Annotated in this window: 17 protein-coding genes; 6 read left to right on the top strand and 11 right to left on the bottom strand. The window is 47.6% G+C overall.

The annotated features are described in order from the left end of the window. Nucleotides 1–56 precede the first annotated feature (56 nt). Complete coding sequence (locus B4E62_RS19595) at nt 57–2531, top strand: glycoside hydrolase family 95 protein (protein WP_331353248.1); 2475 nt, start codon at nt 57–59, stop codon at nt 2529–2531. A 70-nt stretch (nt 2532–2601) separates the two neighbouring features. Beyond that, on the top strand, nt 2602–3219 hold the full coding sequence (locus tag B4E62_RS19600) for a DUF3617 domain-containing protein (protein ID WP_331353249.1): 618 nt from the start codon (nt 2602–2604) through the stop codon (nt 3217–3219). 53 nt (nt 3220–3272) lie between these two features. Here B4E62_RS19600 and chrA read toward each other — a convergent pair whose 3' ends face one another. Further along, entirely contained in the window at nt 3273–4616 is a 1344-nt protein-coding gene (gene chrA, locus B4E62_RS19605; protein WP_310075179.1) for a chromate efflux transporter, read from the bottom strand. 186 nt (nt 4617–4802) lie between these two features. Between chrA and B4E62_RS19610 the strand changes: the two genes are divergently transcribed. Beyond that, nucleotides 4803–6530, top strand: coding sequence for a phosphate ABC transporter substrate-binding/OmpA family protein (locus B4E62_RS19610; protein ID WP_331353250.1), 1728 nt, complete (start codon nt 4803–4805; stop codon nt 6528–6530). A gap of 88 nt (nt 6531–6618) precedes the next feature. Here B4E62_RS19610 and B4E62_RS19615 read toward each other — a convergent pair whose 3' ends face one another. The 5 genes from B4E62_RS19615 to purE all read right to left on the bottom strand — a co-directional run bounded on the left by B4E62_RS19615 (nt 6619) and on the right by purE (nt 11225). Further along, on the bottom strand, nt 6619–8124 hold the full coding sequence (locus B4E62_RS19615) for a methyl-accepting chemotaxis protein (protein WP_331353251.1): 1506 nt from the start codon (nt 8122–8124) through the stop codon (nt 6619–6621). Between the two features lie 266 nt (nt 8125–8390). After that, nucleotides 8391–8765: a hypothetical protein gene (locus B4E62_RS19620; RefSeq protein ID WP_310075170.1), complete on the bottom strand. Its 375-nt coding sequence runs from the start codon at nt 8763–8765 to the stop codon at nt 8391–8393. Between the two features lie 23 nt (nt 8766–8788). Continuing rightward, on the bottom strand, nt 8789–9469 hold the full coding sequence (locus B4E62_RS19625) for a glutathione S-transferase family protein (RefSeq protein WP_310075167.1): 681 nt from the start codon (nt 9467–9469) through the stop codon (nt 8789–8791). A 134-nt stretch (nt 9470–9603) separates the two neighbouring features. Then, nucleotides 9604–10680: a 5-(carboxyamino)imidazole ribonucleotide synthase gene (gene purK / locus B4E62_RS19630; protein ID WP_331353252.1), complete on the bottom strand. Its 1077-nt coding sequence runs from the start codon at nt 10678–10680 to the stop codon at nt 9604–9606. A 53-nt stretch (nt 10681–10733) separates the two neighbouring features. Then, a complete protein-coding gene (gene purE / locus B4E62_RS19635) occupies nt 10734–11225 on the bottom strand; it encodes a 5-(carboxyamino)imidazole ribonucleotide mutase (protein ID WP_331353253.1) in 492 nt (163 codons plus the stop codon). Between the two features lie 326 nt (nt 11226–11551). Between purE and B4E62_RS19640 the strand changes: the two genes are divergently transcribed. Beyond that, on the top strand, nt 11552–12238 hold the full coding sequence (locus B4E62_RS19640; RefSeq protein ID WP_331353254.1) for a hypothetical protein: 687 nt from the start codon (nt 11552–11554) through the stop codon (nt 12236–12238). A gap of 67 nt (nt 12239–12305) precedes the next feature. Beyond that, nucleotides 12306–13220, top strand: coding sequence for a hypothetical protein (locus B4E62_RS19645; RefSeq protein WP_331353255.1), 915 nt, complete (start codon nt 12306–12308; stop codon nt 13218–13220). Between the two features lie 307 nt (nt 13221–13527). On the opposite strand, the gene cysD is transcribed toward B4E62_RS19645, so the two are convergent. Together cysD and B4E62_RS19655 are read right to left on the bottom strand one after the other, a co-directional pair. After that, nucleotides 13528–14448: a sulfate adenylyltransferase subunit CysD gene (gene cysD, locus B4E62_RS19650; protein ID WP_331353256.1), complete on the bottom strand. Its 921-nt coding sequence runs from the start codon at nt 14446–14448 to the stop codon at nt 13528–13530. 36 nt (nt 14449–14484) lie between these two features. After that, complete coding sequence (locus B4E62_RS19655) at nt 14485–15420, bottom strand: sodium-dependent bicarbonate transport family permease (RefSeq protein ID WP_331353257.1); 936 nt, start codon at nt 15418–15420, stop codon at nt 14485–14487. Between the two features lie 126 nt (nt 15421–15546). Between B4E62_RS19655 and B4E62_RS19660 the strand changes: the two genes are divergently transcribed. After that, nucleotides 15547–16506, top strand: coding sequence for a LysR family transcriptional regulator (locus tag B4E62_RS19660; RefSeq protein ID WP_310075141.1), 960 nt, complete (start codon nt 15547–15549; stop codon nt 16504–16506). Here B4E62_RS19660 and B4E62_RS19665 read toward each other — a convergent pair. From B4E62_RS19665 to B4E62_RS19675, 3 genes are read right to left on the bottom strand one after another with little or no spacing between them, the layout of a single operon-like run. After that, nucleotides 16489–17361 carry an endonuclease/exonuclease/phosphatase family protein gene (locus B4E62_RS19665; protein ID WP_310075139.1) on the bottom strand — a complete coding sequence of 291 codons (873 nt, stop codon included), beginning with the start codon at nt 17359–17361 and terminating at the stop codon, nt 16489–16491. The genes B4E62_RS19660 and B4E62_RS19665 overlap by 18 nt on opposite strands. Further along, nucleotides 17358–17675: a DUF2007 domain-containing protein gene (locus B4E62_RS19670; RefSeq protein ID WP_310075137.1), complete on the bottom strand. Its 318-nt coding sequence runs from the start codon at nt 17673–17675 to the stop codon at nt 17358–17360. Before B4E62_RS19670 ends, B4E62_RS19665 begins: the two co-directional genes overlap by 4 nt. A gap of 22 nt (nt 17676–17697) precedes the next feature. After that, a complete protein-coding gene (locus B4E62_RS19675; RefSeq protein WP_310075136.1) occupies nt 17698–18732 on the bottom strand; it encodes an FAD:protein FMN transferase in 1035 nt (344 codons plus the stop codon). Nucleotides 18733–18768: the final 36 nt, after the last annotated feature.

The following is an 18768-nucleotide window of genomic DNA, read 5'->3' on the forward strand; positions in this document are numbered from 1 at the left end:
CTTTGCTTTCCTATAAAAACACCATTAGAACTAAATAAAAACGGAGTGTTTGTGCAATGAGAATCCTGATTACTATTCTATTACTAATGTGCGCGAGCATTAGCGTGAGCGCTAATCAATCCCATAAACTGTGGTATGCCCAACCCGCTGCGGTGTGGGAAGAGGCATTGCCCTTGGGAAATGGGCGGCTGGGCGCCATGGTGTATGGCAATCCTGCGAATGACACAATTCAATTAAATGAAAATACTTTTTGGGCTGGCGGCCCGCACAACAATCTCAATCCGGCGGCATTAGAATCCCTGCCGGAGATTCGTCGATTAATTGCAACGGGTGATTACCCCGCTGCTGAAGCGCTGGCTGCAAAAACCATTACCAGTCAGGGCGCCCATGGCATGCCCTATCAAACAGCAGGTAATTTACAACTGGAATTCCCTGGTCACAGTCAGTATCAACAATATTATCGCGAACTCGATATTGGCAACGCTCTGGCCACTACACGCTATCAAGTGAAGGATGTGGTGTTTACACGTGAAGTGTTCAGCTCTTTTGTCGATCAAGTTGTTGTGGTGAAGTTGAGTGCGAGCAAAACAGGGCAACTCAATTTCAGTGCACATCTATCTCATCCTTCCCAAGCTGTTTTTTCGCAAGAGGATGCAAATACCTTGGCGATGCAAGTGCAATCCAAAGATCACGAAGGCATCAAAGGGCAAGTCAAGCTCGCATCGCTATTAAATGTGAGTGCAAGTGGTGGCAAGCTTACGCAGCGCGATAATCGTATTCAGGTTGCCAATGCAGATTCCGTGGTGATACTGATTTCCATGGCAACCAATTTTGTTAAATATAATGATATCAGTGCAAATGCCTTGGAGCGTTCACGTCAGTATCTTGCACAAGCAAAACGGAATTTTGAAAATAATCAATTTGCTGTCCGTAAAACAGCGCACAGCAATTTTTATCAACAGTATTTCAATCGCGTGAGCCTTAATTTGGGTAAAAGCGAGTTTGCGCAGGAACCCACGGATCAACGCATCCGTTTATTTGCCAATCGCCATGATCCGGAGTTAGCCAGTCTCTATTTCCAATTTGGGCGCTACTTATTAATTTCTTCATCGCAACCGGGTGGCCAGCCAGCTAATCTTCAAGGCTTATGGAATCATCGGCAAGATCCGCCCTGGGATAGCAAATACACACTCAACATTAATGCTGAAATGAATTACTGGCCCGCAGAGGTCACTAACTTAAGTGAGTTACATGAGCCGCTGATCACCATGACCAAAGAGTTGGCGATAACCGGACAGGAGAGCGCTAAAACCATGTATGGCGCACGTGGTTGGATGGCACACCATAATACGGATATTTGGCGCATCACCGGCGGTGTGGATCACACTTGGGGTTCATGGCCAACAAGCAATGCCTGGCTGAGCCAACACCTGTGGGAAAAATATTTATACACGGGTGATAAAAAATACTTGGCCGATGTCTACCCGGTGATGAAATCAGCCGTCACTTTTTTCGAAGATTTTTTAATTGAATCACCCAACAAAAAATGGCTGATTGTTTCACCTTCAATGTCACCGGAAAATGCACCCAAGGCGACGGGCACAAAAATCGCGGCGGGCGTGACTATGGATAATCAACTTTTGTTTGATCTATATAGCAATACCATCGCTGCCGCAAAAATTCTGGGTGAAGATAAAGCGCAAATTCCGGTTTGGGAAAAAACGCTCGCGCGTTTACCGCCAATGCAAATTGGTAAATACCATCAACTACAGGAGTGGCTGGAGGACTGGGATGATCCGCAGGATCAGCATCGCCATGTCTCGCATTTGTATGGGCTTTATCCCAGCAATCAAATATCGCCCATTCGTTCGCCGGAATTATTCAGTGCAGCGCGGGTGAGTATGGAGCAACGCGGTGATCCATCTACCGGTTGGTCGATGAATTGGAAAATCAATTTATGGGCCCGTTTGTTGGATGGTGATCGCGCATTTAAATTAATGTGCGACCAAATTAAACCTGCATTAACACTGGACGGTAGTGTGAATGAAAGTGGCGGTACTTATCCCAATATGTTTGATGCACATCCTCCATTCCAGATCGATGGCAATTTTGGTTTTACTTCGGGTATGGCTGAAATGCTGGCGCAAAGCTATGACGGCGCAGTGCACTTGTTACCGGCATTGCCGCAGGCCTGGCCTGAAGGTGAAGTAAAAGGTTTGGTGATGCGCGGCGGTTTTGTAGTGGATATGCGCTGGGCTGAGGGTCAGATTAGGGAATTAAAAATACATTCACGTCTCGGCGGTAATTTGCGTTTGCGCACCCATTCCCTTCTTCCAGCGGTAAACAATTTCAAGGTGAAAAAAATTACGGGTAACGGAAAAAATCCCAATCCTTATTATCAACAGGCTCAGATCAAAAAACCGCTAAAAAACACCACCAAAGCAATGCCGCAGCTATCGCTTGCAAATGCCTATTTGGTTGATGTTACTACGGAAGCGGGGCACGATTACGTTTGGGGCGCAAGTCAATAGGCCGATTAATGCTATATTCATCAACTCGGGTGTATAAGCAAAAACTTACCTCAATCAAGGAGACAGTATTATGAACAAGCTATTGTTAGGTTTTGTCGCCGTTATCGGTACCACAGTTTTATCATCGCAAGCTGAGCCAATCAAAGTTGATATGAAAGCGGGGTTGTGGGAAAACAATATGACTTGGGATGCAGATAGCGCCAAGGAAATGCAGGCCATGCAAACCGATCAAATGAAAGCAGCTATGGAGCAAATGAAAGAGCAATTCGCCAATATGCCGCCGGAGCAGCGTAAACAAATGGAGGCGATAATGGCGCAATCGGGTATGGAAATCAAAGATGACGGAGTTAGTTTCAAGAATGATCAGGTGCAGGTATCGCCATCGGGGACTAACGTAAAAAGTTGCATCACTCAAGCGGAAATTGATCGTGGTGAGTTGCCGGATGATGTCGATGGCTGCAAATCTACTATTACAAAAATCAGCGCCACCCGGTTCAAATCTACCTATGTGTGTTCAGGTGAAGAACAAGCCAGGGGTGAGAGTGAGGTGAATTTTCACTCACCTAAACATTATTCTGGCACAGGAACCATGGTGCATATGATGAACGGGGAAAAGCGCACCATGAATTTTAAAATGGAAGGTAAGTGGTTGGGCAGTGATTGTGGTGATATCAAACCAGCACAATAGCTGGAACATAGCGGTAAATTTTTAAAACTTGGGCGCGATTGGCGCCCTTGTTTTTATCCAACTACAAATTTCACCGCAATACCCAGTAAGGCACAAATCCCCAATACTTTCATGATGCTCAGCTTCCAATAAAATAATAAAGCACTGGCAAGAATGCCTATCGTTAATGCGATCCAATCTATTTGCAATAGCCAACCTGATTCCGTTCCCTCAGGCCAGAGCGTGTGATAAGCAAAAAATAATGCGAGGTTAATGATCACACCCACGATTGCAGCAGTAATTGCTGTTAACGGGGCAGTGAAATGCAAATTGCTTTGGGTGGACTCCACTAGCGGGCCACCAGCGAGAATAAAAATAAACGAAGGTAAAAATGTAAACCAGGTCACCAGTGTTGCAGCAATCGCGCCTGCTAAAAATAATTGCTCGGCGCCGAGAAATTGCTGGGTATAGGCACCCACAAATCCTACAAACGCGACCACCATAATTAATGGCCCGGGGGTGGTTTCGCCGAGCGCCAAACCATCCATCATTTGCGCCGGTGTCAACCATTGGTAATTAACCACTGCACCTTGGTAAACATAAGGTAGAACGGCATAGGCACCGCCAAACGTCAGCAGTGCAGCGGTGGTGAAAAACCAGGCCATTTGGGTAAAGCCGTGTTGCCAACCGAAACTGGTGCCGAGCAATAGCATGGGCAATATCCACAGTAGTAATCCGCATGCAATCACTAATATCAAGCGTGCCGTGCGAAATTTTGCATGCGCGGGTGTGGGTGTTGCATCATCGATAATCGCGGCGCCGTAATTTTTCTGGTTCGCCTGGTGTTTGGCGCTGGCATTAAATAATTGCGGTGCAAATTTTCCACCTAACCAGCCAATAATCCCTGCTGCCAGCACAATCAATGGAAAGGGTAGGTGCAGGGCAAAAATGGCAATAAAGGCGGCAAATGCGATACCCCATAACCAATTATTTTTTAAACTGCGTGAACCAATGCGATGTGCCGCCTGCACCACAATGGCAGCTACCGCCGGTTTAATGCCGTAGAAAATTCCGGCAATGAATGTGAGATGTCCATAGGCAATATAAAGCCAGGAAAGCAAAATTAAAATAAATAACGAGGGTAAAACAAACAGCACACCGGCAATGATTCCACCCCAGGTGCGATGCATTAGCCAGCCGATATAAGTGGCGAGTTGTTGCGCCTCTGGCCCCGGCAGAAGCATGCAGTAATTAAGCGCATGCAAAAAACGTTTCTCGGAAATCCAGCGGCGCTGTTCCACTAATTCCTGATGCATGATGGCGATTTGTCCGGCAGGGCCACCAAAACTGATAAAGCCTAGTTTGAGCCAGAATTTTAACGCTTGCCAGAGGCTGACCGGGGGGGGAGGTGTATTCATGCGGATGCCTTGTTATAACTTTTTCGATAGGGTACATCATAACAAGCAATTGGATTGCTCAACAGTAAGACGCAAGTGGGATGTAATCCTCTTGTCACAAAGTCGTCATATAGTGCACCGCTTCAGAGGTCGGTAGATATTTCCCTCGTCTATCGACTATTCGACAATGAAAACCAGAGAGCCTTTATGTCCCCCAAATCCCACAAGCATATGCATTACAACGTGGCCTTGGTCGATAAATTATGGAATTTAAAACGGCTGTGCGAAGCTCACTTAAAAATGCACATTCCGTTGAATATGGTACTGAAGGATGAAGAATATCGCGCTGAGTTGTTAGAAAAAGCCCTGACTGCAAATGATGATGAATTAACCAAACTGGTGTGGGATGTGCGCCAGATGGAAGATTCAATAGTAACCGCAACTCACACTGGTGATGAGTTTTCACCCAAAAAGAAAACACGCGGCACCATTAAACTCAGTTTTATTGCAGCAGTAGCGTGCTCGTTATTGCTGCTCTTGAGTGGATATTTATTGCGCTCATTTTTACCGCTTGATGCGGGCGAAGTGTTTGTGTTGCAGGCGATTACTGAAACGCGGGTGAAGTCCGCTGTTAAGCCTCAGCAACAAGTTTATGTTCCCGGTAGCCCGGTGATACGTGCGAGCAAGCCGCTGTTCCGTGTGCATGGTTCCAATACCGTTGGTGAAAAATTAACACCGCGGTTGGTGGAGTCTTATTTGATGGCGCGTGGCGCTACGGATATTAAAACCGAGCAAGGTAAAGCACCCACTGAAAAAGCGGTCAGTGCACAGCTTAATGGCCGCATCGAATTTATCGAAATCCATGCTCATGGTTCCAGTACGGCGTTTACCGATTTACTGCAGGGCAGTGCGGAGTTGGGTATGTCGTCGCGCCGTATTAAAGAGCAGGAACGCGAGCTATTACTGGGTAAAAGTGGTGACCTGACTGAGCCTGGCAGTGAGCATATTATCGGGTTGGATGGTCTGGCCATTATTACCAATACGCAAAATTCGATTAGCCAACTCTCGATTCCACAATTGGTGAAAATATTTTCCGGCGAAGTGACTAACTGGTCTGAACTGGGAGGTAAAGACTTGCCTATCACTCTTTATGCGCGCGACGAAAACTCCGGTACCTGGGATTCAATTAAAAGTATGGTGCTTGACCCCGCCAAGGTAACGCTTGCGCTCACAGCCAAACGTTTTGAGTCCAGTACTGAGTTGTCGGATTTAGTGGCAAAAGATGAAGGCGCTATAGGTTTTATCGGCTTGCCCTATGTGCGCCGCGCAAAATTATTGGCAATTTCCACCACCAAAACATCCAAAGCGATTTTACCCACGCACTTTACCGTGAGCACAGAAGACTACCCACTCGCACGCCGTTTGTATTTTTATCTGCCGCAAAAAAATATCAATACCGATGCGGAAGAGTTTGTGAAGTTCAGTGCAACCGAGCGCGGCCAAAGTATCGTGGAAGATATAGGCCTGGTATCGCAAAATATTAAAACTGGCCAGCCGTTCAATAATAATTTTTACCCTGAAGAGATGCGCAGCCTGACGGCGCGCTCGCAGCGCTTGTCGATTAACTTTCGCTTTAAAGATGGCAGCGACGAATTGGATACCAAGAGTATTTCTGACCTTGATCGCCTGGTGAAGTACGTAGAAATCAACTCCCCCAAACGTGTGCAGCTCTTTGGTTTTTCTGATAGCGAGGGTGACAAGGCGCAAAATGTTGAGTTGTCGTTGCGCCGAGCCAAAGTAGTTGAGCAGCATTTAATTGCGCGCGGGATTTATCCGTTGGTAGCGCGCGGTATGGGCGAGGAGGCACCGCTGGCGAGCAGTAAATCGGAAGAGGGGCGTCGCATGAATCGCCGTGTAGAAGTGTGGATTTTATAATTGCCGGTGACACGTTCTGCTCATGAAGAGTCCGTCCCATAAAAAAGCCCCGCCCAATAGTATTGGGTGGGGCTTTTTTATTTAGCGGTTAACGCACTTTAAAAAATTCCATCATCTGCTGCAATTGCAAGGCTTGGCTGGTGAGTTCTTCGGCCGTGGAATAAAGCTCTTCCGCGGAAGAAGAATTTTGTTGGGTGGCGATACTGATTTGCGAAATCGCGATGGTAATTTGGTTGGCGCCCATGGTTTGTTCATCGCTTGCGGCAGAAATTTCTTGCACTAAATCAGCAGTCTTTTTAATGGCGGGGACTATTTCATCCAATAGCTGCCCTGCGCTTTCCGCGAGTTTTACTGAGCCTCCTGCAAGTTCCCCAATTTCTTTCGCTGCGGTTTGGCTGCGACCAGCGAGTTTGCGCACTTCACTGGCGACTACTGCAAAGCCGCGCCCGTGTTCACCGGCGCGCCCGGCTTCAATTGCTGCATTGAGCGCAAGTAAATTAGTTTGGTAGGCAATATCATCAATCACACTGATTTTTTGCGCAATTTTACGCATAGCTTCTACGGTGTTTTTTACTGCGCTGCCGCCATCATTTGCTTCGCGCGCGCTTTTGCTGGCAAGGCTATCGGTGACTTTGGCGTTATCGCTATTTTGTCCAATAGAGGCGGTAATTTCTTCCATTGAGGCGCTGGTCTCTTCAATGCTCGCGGCTTGCTGTGTTGCCGCCTGGCTAAGCGACTGCGCTGTCGCACTTAATTCTTCTGATGCGGAAGAAAGTGAATCGGCAGTGGAGCGTACATCGCCAATAATTTCCGATAATTTTGTAACCATTTGGCGGATGGCAAACAGGATACTGCTTTGGTCTTTGGGATTAAGATCCACTTTTACCGAGAGATCACCTTCGGCAATGCGATAAATTACATCGGCAGTGTAATTGGGTTCACCACCCAATTGCCGCAGTAAACTGCGCGTGATGACAAAGCTGAGTAATATCGCGATCAAAATAGCGGAGCCGATAATAATGCTATTGAGCCTAAGCGTGTCGTGATAGCGTTTGGTGGAGCGTTCGTATTCTTGTTTAGCTACGGTCACCTGCAATTTATTGAGTTCCGTAAATACTTCGTTGAGTGGGTCGAAGATCGGGTAAATTCCAGTTTGGGTAAAACCGTTGATTGCTTCTACATTATTGCTGCTGTACCACTTCTGTAAATCGGCCAATTGTTGATGCGTTCTATCGATTAGCGGAGCGGCCTTTTTAATAAGTGCTTTTTCTTCATCAATCAAAAAAGTAGTTAGATAATATTCCCAGAGTTTATCCGTATTGGGTAAAACCTCTTGGGTAATTTTTAGTGCTTCTTGCGTAGTCATTATGCCCTTGACGGTTTTCTGTGGGACATCGACCAGAATGAGCGCAAAGTTATCAATCACCTCTTTCAGATCGCGCATAGGTTCAACACGATCCACATAAACGGTGTGCATGCCCTGGTTTGCATCGCTCATGCCTTTAATACCCATGGCACCGATGAGGATCATAAATGCCAGCAGTATGCCTGCGAGCATAGCGAGGCGCAGTGCGACTTTCATATTGTTGAACATGGAGAAACTCCTTGATGCGAGATCGGGCACCGGGAGCCAACAATTATTGGACGATAATTTTTATAGAAAATGATCCAAAAAAGGCTTCCGACGTAGCGGTTGCTGCTATGAACCTTAGTAAGCAAGGAGATGTTTGTCAAAAATGGTAATGACTTTAAGCGACCTCGCACCATAACTGAGCATCCCTCTGGAGTGGGAGGAGGCTGCGGCAGTGGGGTGGACTGTGGTGAGGTGAGTTTTTCGGGAATGAGAGCAGTGGCAGGTGGTTATTTTTGCGCGAGTAACCAGAGCTTTGCACTCTCGACGTCGTGAAACAATTTGCCATAGCTGACTGAACGATTAGCGAGTACGTTGTATACGAATTCGGTGGTCTCACGGGTGCGCGGGTTGTTATCTACCCAGGCAAATTGATATTTGGTTGTAATCCCGAGTTTTTTAAACATCGCCGGGTGGTCAAATGCTTCGAGCGTGGTTACAGAGTCGAGCAGGTATTGCTCACCAAGCACCCGGTAACATTGATATTGCTCACAGGCCGCGACCACTTGCTGCCAGAAATACAACGCGTTCTCGTAATTGCCGATGCCTTTCACCTTTACGTGAAGGTAGTTTTCATGCGGAGTGACATTAATTTCCAATTTCATTAGTGCGAATACTCTGTTTGGGACTAGTGGCGAAAATCGGCAAGTAAACTTCCTGCAGCGAGAATTTCCTGCTCGTGTTCTGGTTCACGCCAGGTTTCTGCCAGGCCGCTTGCATACCATTCCTGCATGGCTGGCAGATTCAATAAGCGCACAAGGTACTCTTGCGCAGCGCCAGTTAATGACAGGCCATAGGTTTGGAACCGAAAAGCAACCGGCGCAAAAAAAGCATCGACAGCGGTAAATTTTTCGCCGGCTAAAAATGCCCCTCCAAATTTACGCAGGCCTTCATTCCAGAGTTCATCAATGCGTGCGATATCTTTTTGCAGTGCAGGGGAAATTGTGTGTAGCTGAATACGATGGCCACAGCTCATGCTGCAATTGTTGCGCAGGGCTTGAAAGCCCGAGTGCATTTCTGCGCTGGCGGAACGTGCCCAGGCGCGCGCGGTTTTATCGGCTGGCCAGACCTGTGGATAAGCCTCAGCGAGATACTCGGCTATAGCGAGGGAATCCCAAATATGTATTTCGCTATCTTGCAAGCAAGGTACTTTGCCCGATGGCGAAAATGCTCGGTATGCCGTCCAATTACTGTCTGGGTCAAACGGATGTAATTGTTCGTTGAAAGGGATATTCAATGTGCGCATCAACACCCAGGGGCGCAGTGACCAAGAAGAGTAATTTTTGTTGGCGATATGCAAAGTGAACATCGTATGGCTCCTTGTAAGATACACGCGGAAAGATGACAGAACCTATCACACTTCCCGCTATGCAAGATGCAAACATTAACCAAGACTTACAAAAAAACCAGAGTTTTTCGGGCTCTGGTTTGTGCGCGAGTGTTTTACAGTGTGGCGAGCCCGTTCAGGCTCCAGTCGATGGCTTCGCGGTAGTGGTGCTCTGGCAGTAAATCACCAAGCAACACCAATGTCTCGCGGATTTCGGTGATGTTGTTGCTGACAATATTGATATGCCCAACCTTGCGGCCTGCGCGCACCTCTTTGCCGTACCAGTAGGTGCGTGCACAGGGCAGATCGCGCCAAGCGGGATTATAGTCAGTGCCGATGAGATTGATCATCACATTCTGGCCAATTATTTGCGGCAACGGTGTCCCCATGCCAGCAACGGCACGCAGGTGATATTCAAACTGGCTGATGCTGGCGCCAGCTTGCGTCCAGTGACCTGAGTTGTGTACGCGCGGGGCTAATTCGTTAATTAGCAACTGATCGCCAACGCGGAAAGTTTCCATCGCCATAACGCCGACATAATCGAGCGCATTTAGAATTTTACCGAGCATCATCTCTGCTTGTGCCTGCAGCGGTTGTAGGCGAGCGAGCGGTGCAATCGAGGCGTAGAGAATTCCGCTGAGGTGCAGATTCAACGTGAGCGGATAAAACACGCATTCGCCTTGGTGGTTGCGCACACCGACCAATGATACTTCTTCATCAAAATTGATGGCTTGTTCGGCGATGGCTTCGCCCTGCCAATCATCGGGTACTTCATCTTCATCGGTGCGCAGCCAGTGTTGACCGCGGCCGTCATAGCCACCGGTGCGACGTTTAAGCAGTACGCGTTCGCCGAGTTGGTCGCGCAATTCGTTGGCGGTGATGTCATTGGCCACATTGCGCCAGGGAGCAGTCGCAATACCGAGTGAATCGATCAATTCTTTTTGGGTTTTGCGATCGGCCAAGCGGCCAAAGATATTCTGGTTGATGAAGCGCGGGTGTTGGGCAAGGGCGTGAGTCACCAGTGTTTCCGGCCACTGCTCGCGTTCGGCGGTAACCAGGTCATTGGGAGAAAGTGCAGGTGCTGTACCTTCATTAATATCCACTGGGCACACATCCAGAGCCAATGGCATACCGGCGTGCTTGAGCATCGCACCTAATTGGCCTGCACCTAATACCCAAATTCGTTGACTCATGCCTAACCTCGAAACGCGCTTACTAAATGCAAAGGGAAATGACTGATCGCGACTTATTGATCACGAGGGTCTGGATTATCCAATACTGCTTGGGTCTGGTCGTGGCGGAACTGGTCGATTTTGGTCGCCAGCTTAGGATCAGTCACTGCCAGAATCTGGCAGGCAAGCAAACCGGCGTTAAACGCACCAGCCACACCAATCGCCAAGGTACCCACGGCGATGCCTTTGGGCATCTGCACTATAGAATAGAGGCTATCCAAGCCACTGAGCGCTTTGCTTTGCACCGGTACGCCCAGCACTGGCAAGCGGGTGTGTGCTGCAACCATACCCGGCAAATGCGCCGCGCCGCCAGCACCGGCGATAATCACTGCATAGCCATTATCTACCGCCGTTTCCGCGAATTCAGTGAGTTTCTGCGGGGTGCGATGGGCAGAAACCACCTCGGTGTGATACTCCACTCCCATCTGCTCCAGTATCTCTACTGCCGCCTGCATGGTGGCCCAATCGCTCTTGGAACCCATAATCACCGCAACTTTTCTTGCCATAGCGCTTGCCCGAATGCTTGAAACTCAATAAGTGTAAGCCCAGAAAATGGGCCGGAAACGGAAAAAAGGCGCGCATATTAGCACATGATGTTCCATACAGGGATTCCCGAGCGGATGCGCAGTTTTTGGTCTACCAGATAGTAAAATTATTGGCGCTAAATTCATCTTCGCGATAATATGGCCGCCCCTGATGAATAGCGTTCATTTTGGGCGGGATCTGGAGTGGCTTTTGGCAAGCATGCTTTTCAGCGTGTCGTTAGGGTTGCCGGTTTACGCTGAACAAATATGGATCAGGGAATACATAATCATTACCAGGAGCAGTAAACGTGAAATATCTATCTGTGTTGTTATCCGTCTGTGTACTTTTTGTGACTGGCTGCGCCAGTCTTCCGCCACAACAGGCTGTCGATTTAAACCTCAATACCATTCCGAAGCAGCAAAAAATTGGTGTCTATGTGTCGCCAATTCCTAAAATTAGCACTTCATTTCCTGGCGCAGGTTGCCTTTTATGTTTGGGCGCTGCATCTCTTGCTAATTCATCATTAACCAAACAGGTCGAGACATTTCAAGCTGAGGAGTTAGCAAAAACCTCTGCCAGCGTCATTGCGCAATTGAAAGCCAAGGGTTACGAGGTGGTCACTATCAGCAGCCTAATCCCGGAGAAAAAATTGCCCAAAGTAAAACCGGTTGCAGGTTCGACGATCAGTAAAAATTATGCGGCATACAAAACCCAGTTTGGTGTAGATCAGTTGTTAGTGGTGAACTTCTTTAACGTTGGTGTTGTTCGTCAATATTCAAGCTATGTTCCTGTTGGTGCGCCTCAGGCCGCTGTTTCGGCGCAGTTTTATATGATCGACTTAGCTAATAACTCCTACAGTTTGTTTGCGCCAATCAATATCCTAAAAGCCGCTGACGGTGAGTGGGATGCACCGCCGAACTTTCCTGGAATCACTAATGCGTTTTATCAAGCTGAAGAAGAAGCAGTAGATCTCCTTCGCAAACCATTTAACTAATTGACCCATAACAACTCGGCAAATTTATTGCCGAGTTGTTATAACGATAATAAAAAGGGAGGTTGTTATGTTACGAAGCCTATTGCTGATCGCGTTCTTACTATCTGTTGCTTCCATGGCAAGTGCGAAAGCAGAGAAAAATATACCGGTATTGGATGAAGCGCTCTTTAATGTCAGCTTTGATCCAACCAATCCTATTACATTTGTTGGAAAAAAGTCATTAAATGGTAATGGCCAGGGAGCAGGAGGCATGATGTATCCGGCCGATACGGCGGGTGTATTTTTAGTCTCCATACTTGCACACGCAGCCGTATCAGGTTCGGTGGAAAAGTCCAGGTTAAATAAAGAACAAGAAGAGGCTAACAAAGTTCTTGAGCCTTTTAGTCAACATATTGCCGTTGTTAATACTGATTATTTGTCGAACGAATTGCGCCTAAAAATATCCTCCAGTCCTCTCGAAAAATTTACGTTTTTACACGGGGATAATCAATCTGAGAACAGTAAGTGGCAAATTAAAGTCACCCCTGTTTTTTTGATGACACAGAGTAAAAGCAGTTTTTTGTTGTATAACAAAATGACATTTCTAGATCGGGAATTGCTATATTCAAAAAAGAAAAAGGTGCAAAAGAAACTCAAAAAAGGCGCACTTAATCCCTACGAAAAACTGGTTGTGATTGTGTCAGATCCGGTATTGGAAGAGGATGCAACTAATTATTGGTTGCGCGATGATGCAAAATTATTCCGCGAGTCAGCTAAATCACTTTATGTGGAATCGTTTCAGCTTGGTGTGGGGCGTCAATTTGGCAGCCTGGAATCTGCACAAACCAAGCAGGTAACTATTAAATATCTTGAGGATGGTGTGAAAAAAATCGAGCGTGGGTATGTTATTTCCCAGACTTGTAAGCGCACTTTGTTTGAGTCGCTTGCGGGTGAAATAAAATCCGTACCTAATCTTGAGTTTGCTACTTGTACAACTGGGTAATTGGTGAGTGCAGAGGTATTTGGTATTTTTTAACCCGCTTTTTTCCAGGATGAATCGGCAGGAGCACTGGAAACAGTGCTCCATAACGATAGCATTGTAGACAACTCAGATTCGCAACCCAAGTCAACTCCCAAGCCTAAAATAAAAATTTCTTTGAAAACGCTTGCATTGACTCTGTCAGACTTTTCACCAGCTCAGCAGTAGAGCGATCGCGAGGAACGAATTTTTTGGGCAATGCGGGTGGCAGGTAAGGTTGTAGTTGGCTTATGCCTGTATTTTTCGTGAGTTAAGAGACATTCGGAATCCTCTAAAAATACCCTTCACGTTTTTTCTTCTCCATCGACCCAACTTGGTCTTTATCCAGCATGCGCCCTTCGCGTTCGCTGGTTTTGCTTTCGATTAATTCCTGAATCACATCTTGTAGGCTGGTGGCATCACTGAGTACCGCGCCCGTTTGTGGATAGCAACCCAGCGTCCGGCAGCGCAGTGGGCGGATTGCTAAACTGGCGCGTTCGGTTTCGCTCAAAAATGGCAGCATGCGCTCGTCGTCCAGAATTAAATATTGGCCGCCGTCATCGCTGATCCAACTCATGCGTGGGGCGGACAAGTAGAGTGAGACCAATTCAATATTTTCGTTGAGGATGTATTGCCAAATATCCAACTCTGTCCAGTTGGAAAGCGGGAATACGCGTACCGATTCGCCCTTGTCGATTTTGGTGTTGTAGATGTTCCACAATTCAGGGCGTTGATTTTTAGGGTCCCAGCCTTGATGTGAATCGCGCACCGAGAATACGCGCTCTTTCGCGCGCGATTTTTCTTCATCGCGCCGCGCGCCACCCAATGCGGCATCAAACTGATGCTGTTTCATTGCCTGTTTTAAGGCTTGTGTTTTCATCAAGTCGTTGTATTTCACCGAGCCAGAGGTGATGGGATGAATGCCCATCGCCAGTGCTTCTTCATTGGTGTGTACCAAAATTTTGAGTTTATGTTTTGCTGCCATCGCATCGCGAAAGCGCGCCATCTCGGCAAATTCCCAGGTTGTATCAACGTGCAGGAGTGTGAATGGAACAGGCGCGGGATAAAACGCTTTGCGTGCGAGGTGCAGCATCACGGTTGAATCCTTGCCAATCGAATAAAAAAAGCAGGGGTTTTCAAAGCTGGCTGCCACTTCGCGGATGATATAAATCGCTTCGGCTTCCAATTGTTGCAAATGCGTTTGACTGTACATAAATGCTCCGCGAATCATTGTGATAAGTAGAAGAAGTTAGATGCTGATCCACGTGAGCATCTGGTAGTAAACCGGAATCCCCACCAGCACATTCAACGGAAATGTCACACCCAGCGCTGCAAAAATTGCGAGCCCGATATCGGCTTCTTTGATTGCGGCTTGGATTGCAGCAGGAGCGGCTATGTAGGAGGCGCTAGCGGTGAGCGCAGCCAGGATGAGTGTGCTGCCTTCAGGTAAACCTAACGCAATGCCTGCGGCAATACCTATCACCGCCAACGCAAAAGGCGCGACAAGAGCGAAGCTGATCAAGCGCCAATGATGTTTAGGAAAAGGATGCAGATGTTGCGAGGCGCACACGCCCATCTCCAATAAAAATAACGCGAGCAAGGCTTTAAACGCGCCGAGAAATAATGGGGCTATATCTTTGCTCGCGTCTGGCCCGTAGAGGTAGCCAATAATCACACCGCCGGCGAGCAAAACCACTCCGCGACTGGTGAGCGCTTCGTGCCAAATTCCCTTCATGCCGCCGGTGCTGCCCGTGGCTTTTTTGTATAACAAAATCGCGACCACAATCGCCGGCAATTCTAATAGCACTAGGTACAAAGTGGTTTGTGGGGCAATGGTTAGGTTGTTGGCTTCCGCAAACGCCAGTGCCACCGCAAAGGTACCCGCACTCGCTGAACCATAATGGGCGGCGATGCTGGCGCTGTTGGCGGCGTTGAGCAGGATGAATTTGCGCAGCAGCGGGTAGAGCAGTAGTGGTATCGCAATCCCCAGCAGAATGACCGTAATAACTTCCGGCAGTAAGTGCCAGCTTACTTGGCCATGCAGTGCTAGCCCGCCTTTGAGGCCGAGGGTGAGCATCAGCAGAATGCTCAGGGTATCGTAAGCTGCCTTGGGGACTTTGAGATCGGACTTGGCTAAACCGGCCAGTACGCCGAGTAAGAAAAACATAATAACGATATCGGGCATGCTTATTTCCAGATGAATGATGTACCTGGCGGCCATTGTGGCGATGGGCATTGATAGAAGATAATTAATGTTTATGTTTTTTAATATTTACGATTATCTATAAGTATTCCTAAGCAAGGGTACCCTATGAATATCCGCCATCTGACCTTCCGCCTGTTGCAGGTCTATATCGCTGTGGTGCGCACGGGTTCTATCTCCCAGGCGGCAGCGCAATTACATCTCACCCAGCCCACGGTTTCGCTGCAAATCAAACGCCTCACCGAAGCGGTGGGAGAGTTGTTGCTGGAGGTGCGCGATGGTCAGTATCAGCCGACCTTTGTAGGTAAAGAGCTGTATCACGCCGCGCTTGATGCACTCACGCGCTTTGATGATTTCAATGGTTTTTTAAGTGATGCCGCGCAGGGCACTAAAGGGCATTTCAGTATTGGGGTTGTGACTACTGCACAATATGTTTTGCCGCGTCTGCTCAGCCCCTATGCACAACAGTATCCGGCGGTGGATGTGACTTTTAACATCGGTAACCGCAGCAGCGTTTTGCAGCGGTTCCAAAATCAGATGGACGATTTGTACTTATTTAGCCATCCGCCGACCGGCGATCATGTGGTCAGTGGCCGATTCTTGCGTAATCCGCTGGTGCTGATTGCACCGATTCACCATTGGGCAGCGCAAAAAACACAAATTGATTTTTCCGAATTAATCGACGAGCGTTTTTTAATGCGCGAACCCGGCAGTGCGACGCGTATGGTGTTTGAAAATTTTTTGCGCGAACAGAATTTACAGCTGCATAAAACGTTGCAGATTGAAAGCAATGAAGTGATCCGGATGAGTGTGGAAACCGGGCTGGGGTTGGCGGTGTTATCGGAGCATACATTGGCGCAAACGCTGTCACAGTCCAACGCAAAAGTCGCCGTCATCAATGTGCGCGATTTTCCGTTGAACAGTCACTGGTATGTGGTGCGTCATGGCGATAGACGTTTGCCTATCGCCGCACATCATTTTATTGAGTTTATGAATGCCCATTTACCGGAATGGGTGGAAGAAAAATATATCCGAAATGAATTGGCGGTGCTACTGGGCACTCACTGATGCATCTGCCGGTGCTGCGGAGGTGTCGATGTTGACTATGACGGGATAGTGATCTGATGGATAAATATTATTGTAGATGGTGGTATCGACTTGATGGCTTTGTACTTTGGTGGATTTCTTCACAAAAATAAAATCGATTTTATTGTTTGGCTCTTTGTTTTCACCAAAACCATTAAATGTTTTTCCACCACCGACTGCCGGTGTAATGGAAGTTTTTTCTGCATCTGCCAAAACCTGGGTGATGATATCGTAGGTCGCAGATGGCGCGGTGAGATTAAAATCGCCGGTGACCGCAATAGGTGATGCTGCATCTAATTTTGCAATCTCACCAAGCAGCAATTTTGCACCTTCTTGTCGTGCGGTTTCGCCCTCATTGTCTAAATGGATATTAAAAACATGCAGAAATTGTTTAGATTGCGCATCGAGTAATTTGGCGATGCTCAGTGTGCGGCGATAGGTTGCATCCCATCCGAGTGATGGTTTGAGTGGTGTTTGCGACAGCCAGAGTGTTTGTTGGGCTTGCAGTGAAAAGCGTGCCGTGCGGAATAAAATCGCTGTGGTTTCACCTTTGTCGCGGCCATCATCGCGGCCGACCCCCATCCAAGAATAATCATCCAGCATTTCAACCAAATCTTCCACTTGGAACAGTTCAGCCTCTTGTAAACCAATCACATCAGGGTTGTGGGTTTTGATCAGGTGCGCGACAAAATATTTACGCTTTTTCCAGTTGTGTGGATTTTCCGGGGCCTCACACAAGCCGCAACGGATGTTGTAACTCATCACGGTAGCAGAAGTGTTTGCAAGCGCGCTGGATGTTAACCCCAGCAATAAAAAAAACAGGATAAATTGTTTCATTGCGCCATCTCCGTTTTGTCAGTTTGGCAATTCCAGCAGGTTTCAAATGCTGCATCATTATTTTCGTTACAGCTTCGGCATATCCATTCAGGTGCATTGGGTGCACTCAGTGCATTGGCAATAATCTGAATCGCATGATCGTAATCGGCATCGTCAACTACCCACAATTCTGGCCAGGTATCAAAGGGTGCTATTTCACCAATTGCGCTGGACGCAAATTCATTTTTCCACACCACACGAATTCCCGCCTGTTCAAGGATGTTGTGTGCATTACCGACCAGAAAACGGTTTTCGTGGGTGTAGATGAGTTTCATGTTGTGTCCATCCAATATGTTGTTAAGGGTTTTTAAAACTCACATCTTTCATTTCATTCATAGCGTTACTTTGTGACTCAATTAATTCATCGCCCTGTTGGTCGATAAACAGCACAGCGAGATTATTGTCATTGGCGACTTGTAAACCTTCTTTGCTGCCCAGGCATAGCAGCGCGGTAGACCAAGCGTCGGCAAAGGTAGGATCTTGATGCAAAATCGCGACAGAAACTGTGTTGTGCTCGACGGGTTTGCCGGTGCGTGCATCAAGAATGTGGCTATAGCGTTTGCCGTTGCTATCGAAGTAATGGCGATAAGTGCCGGATGCCATTAAAGACATAGGTACACCAGTATCAAAGCTGGCAATTTTGTGCATTTTGCGCTCATTTGGAAGTGGTTTTTCCAGTGCAATTTTCCAGGGTTCTCCATCCGGTTTTTTGCCACTGATTTTTAACTCGCCCCCAATTTCAACCAAATAATTTTTGACGCTGAGTTGTTCAAGGATTTTCACAATGCGACTTACCGCATAACCCTGGCCAATCGAGGAGACATCAATTCGCAATGCAGGAATCTGTTTGCGCAGGTGAGTTGCATCAACGGTTTCCAAATTGTCTAACCCAATGATTGCCATAGTTTGTGCAAGATCGGCGTCGCTCGGTGGGCTGAATACTTCTTTTTTAAATCCCCACAAATCGAACAGGGGTTTGACGGTGAGATCGTAACAGCCGTTGCTGGCGCGATGTACTTTGCGCGCTTCTTCAACCAGTGCGACTAATTCTGCTTCGGCTGGCAATACCTCGGTGGTTTGCGCTGCGTTAAATGCTTCGATGACTGAATCATCGCGGTAGTTAGATAGGGATTTATCCATGCGCGCAAATTCATCGGTTACGGCTTTTTCGATTGCGGACAATTCGGCAGTGGAATCAGCAGGCAATTCAAAGGTGAGATGGTAGGTAGTGCCCTGGGCAAAACCTTCAATTTTTGACAGCTCAGGGGTCTTGCTACAGGCGAGGGTAAGTGCGCAGAGTGCGCCAATCATGCTGCGGTACATCAAGCTCATGTTGTGTCTCTCAAGTCAACGTAAATGATCCAGAAC

The sequence above is a fragment of the Cellvibrio sp. UBA7671 genome, assembly GCA_002483145.1.
GTDB lineage: Bacteria > Pseudomonadota > Gammaproteobacteria > Pseudomonadales > Cellvibrionaceae > Cellvibrio > Cellvibrio fibrivorans.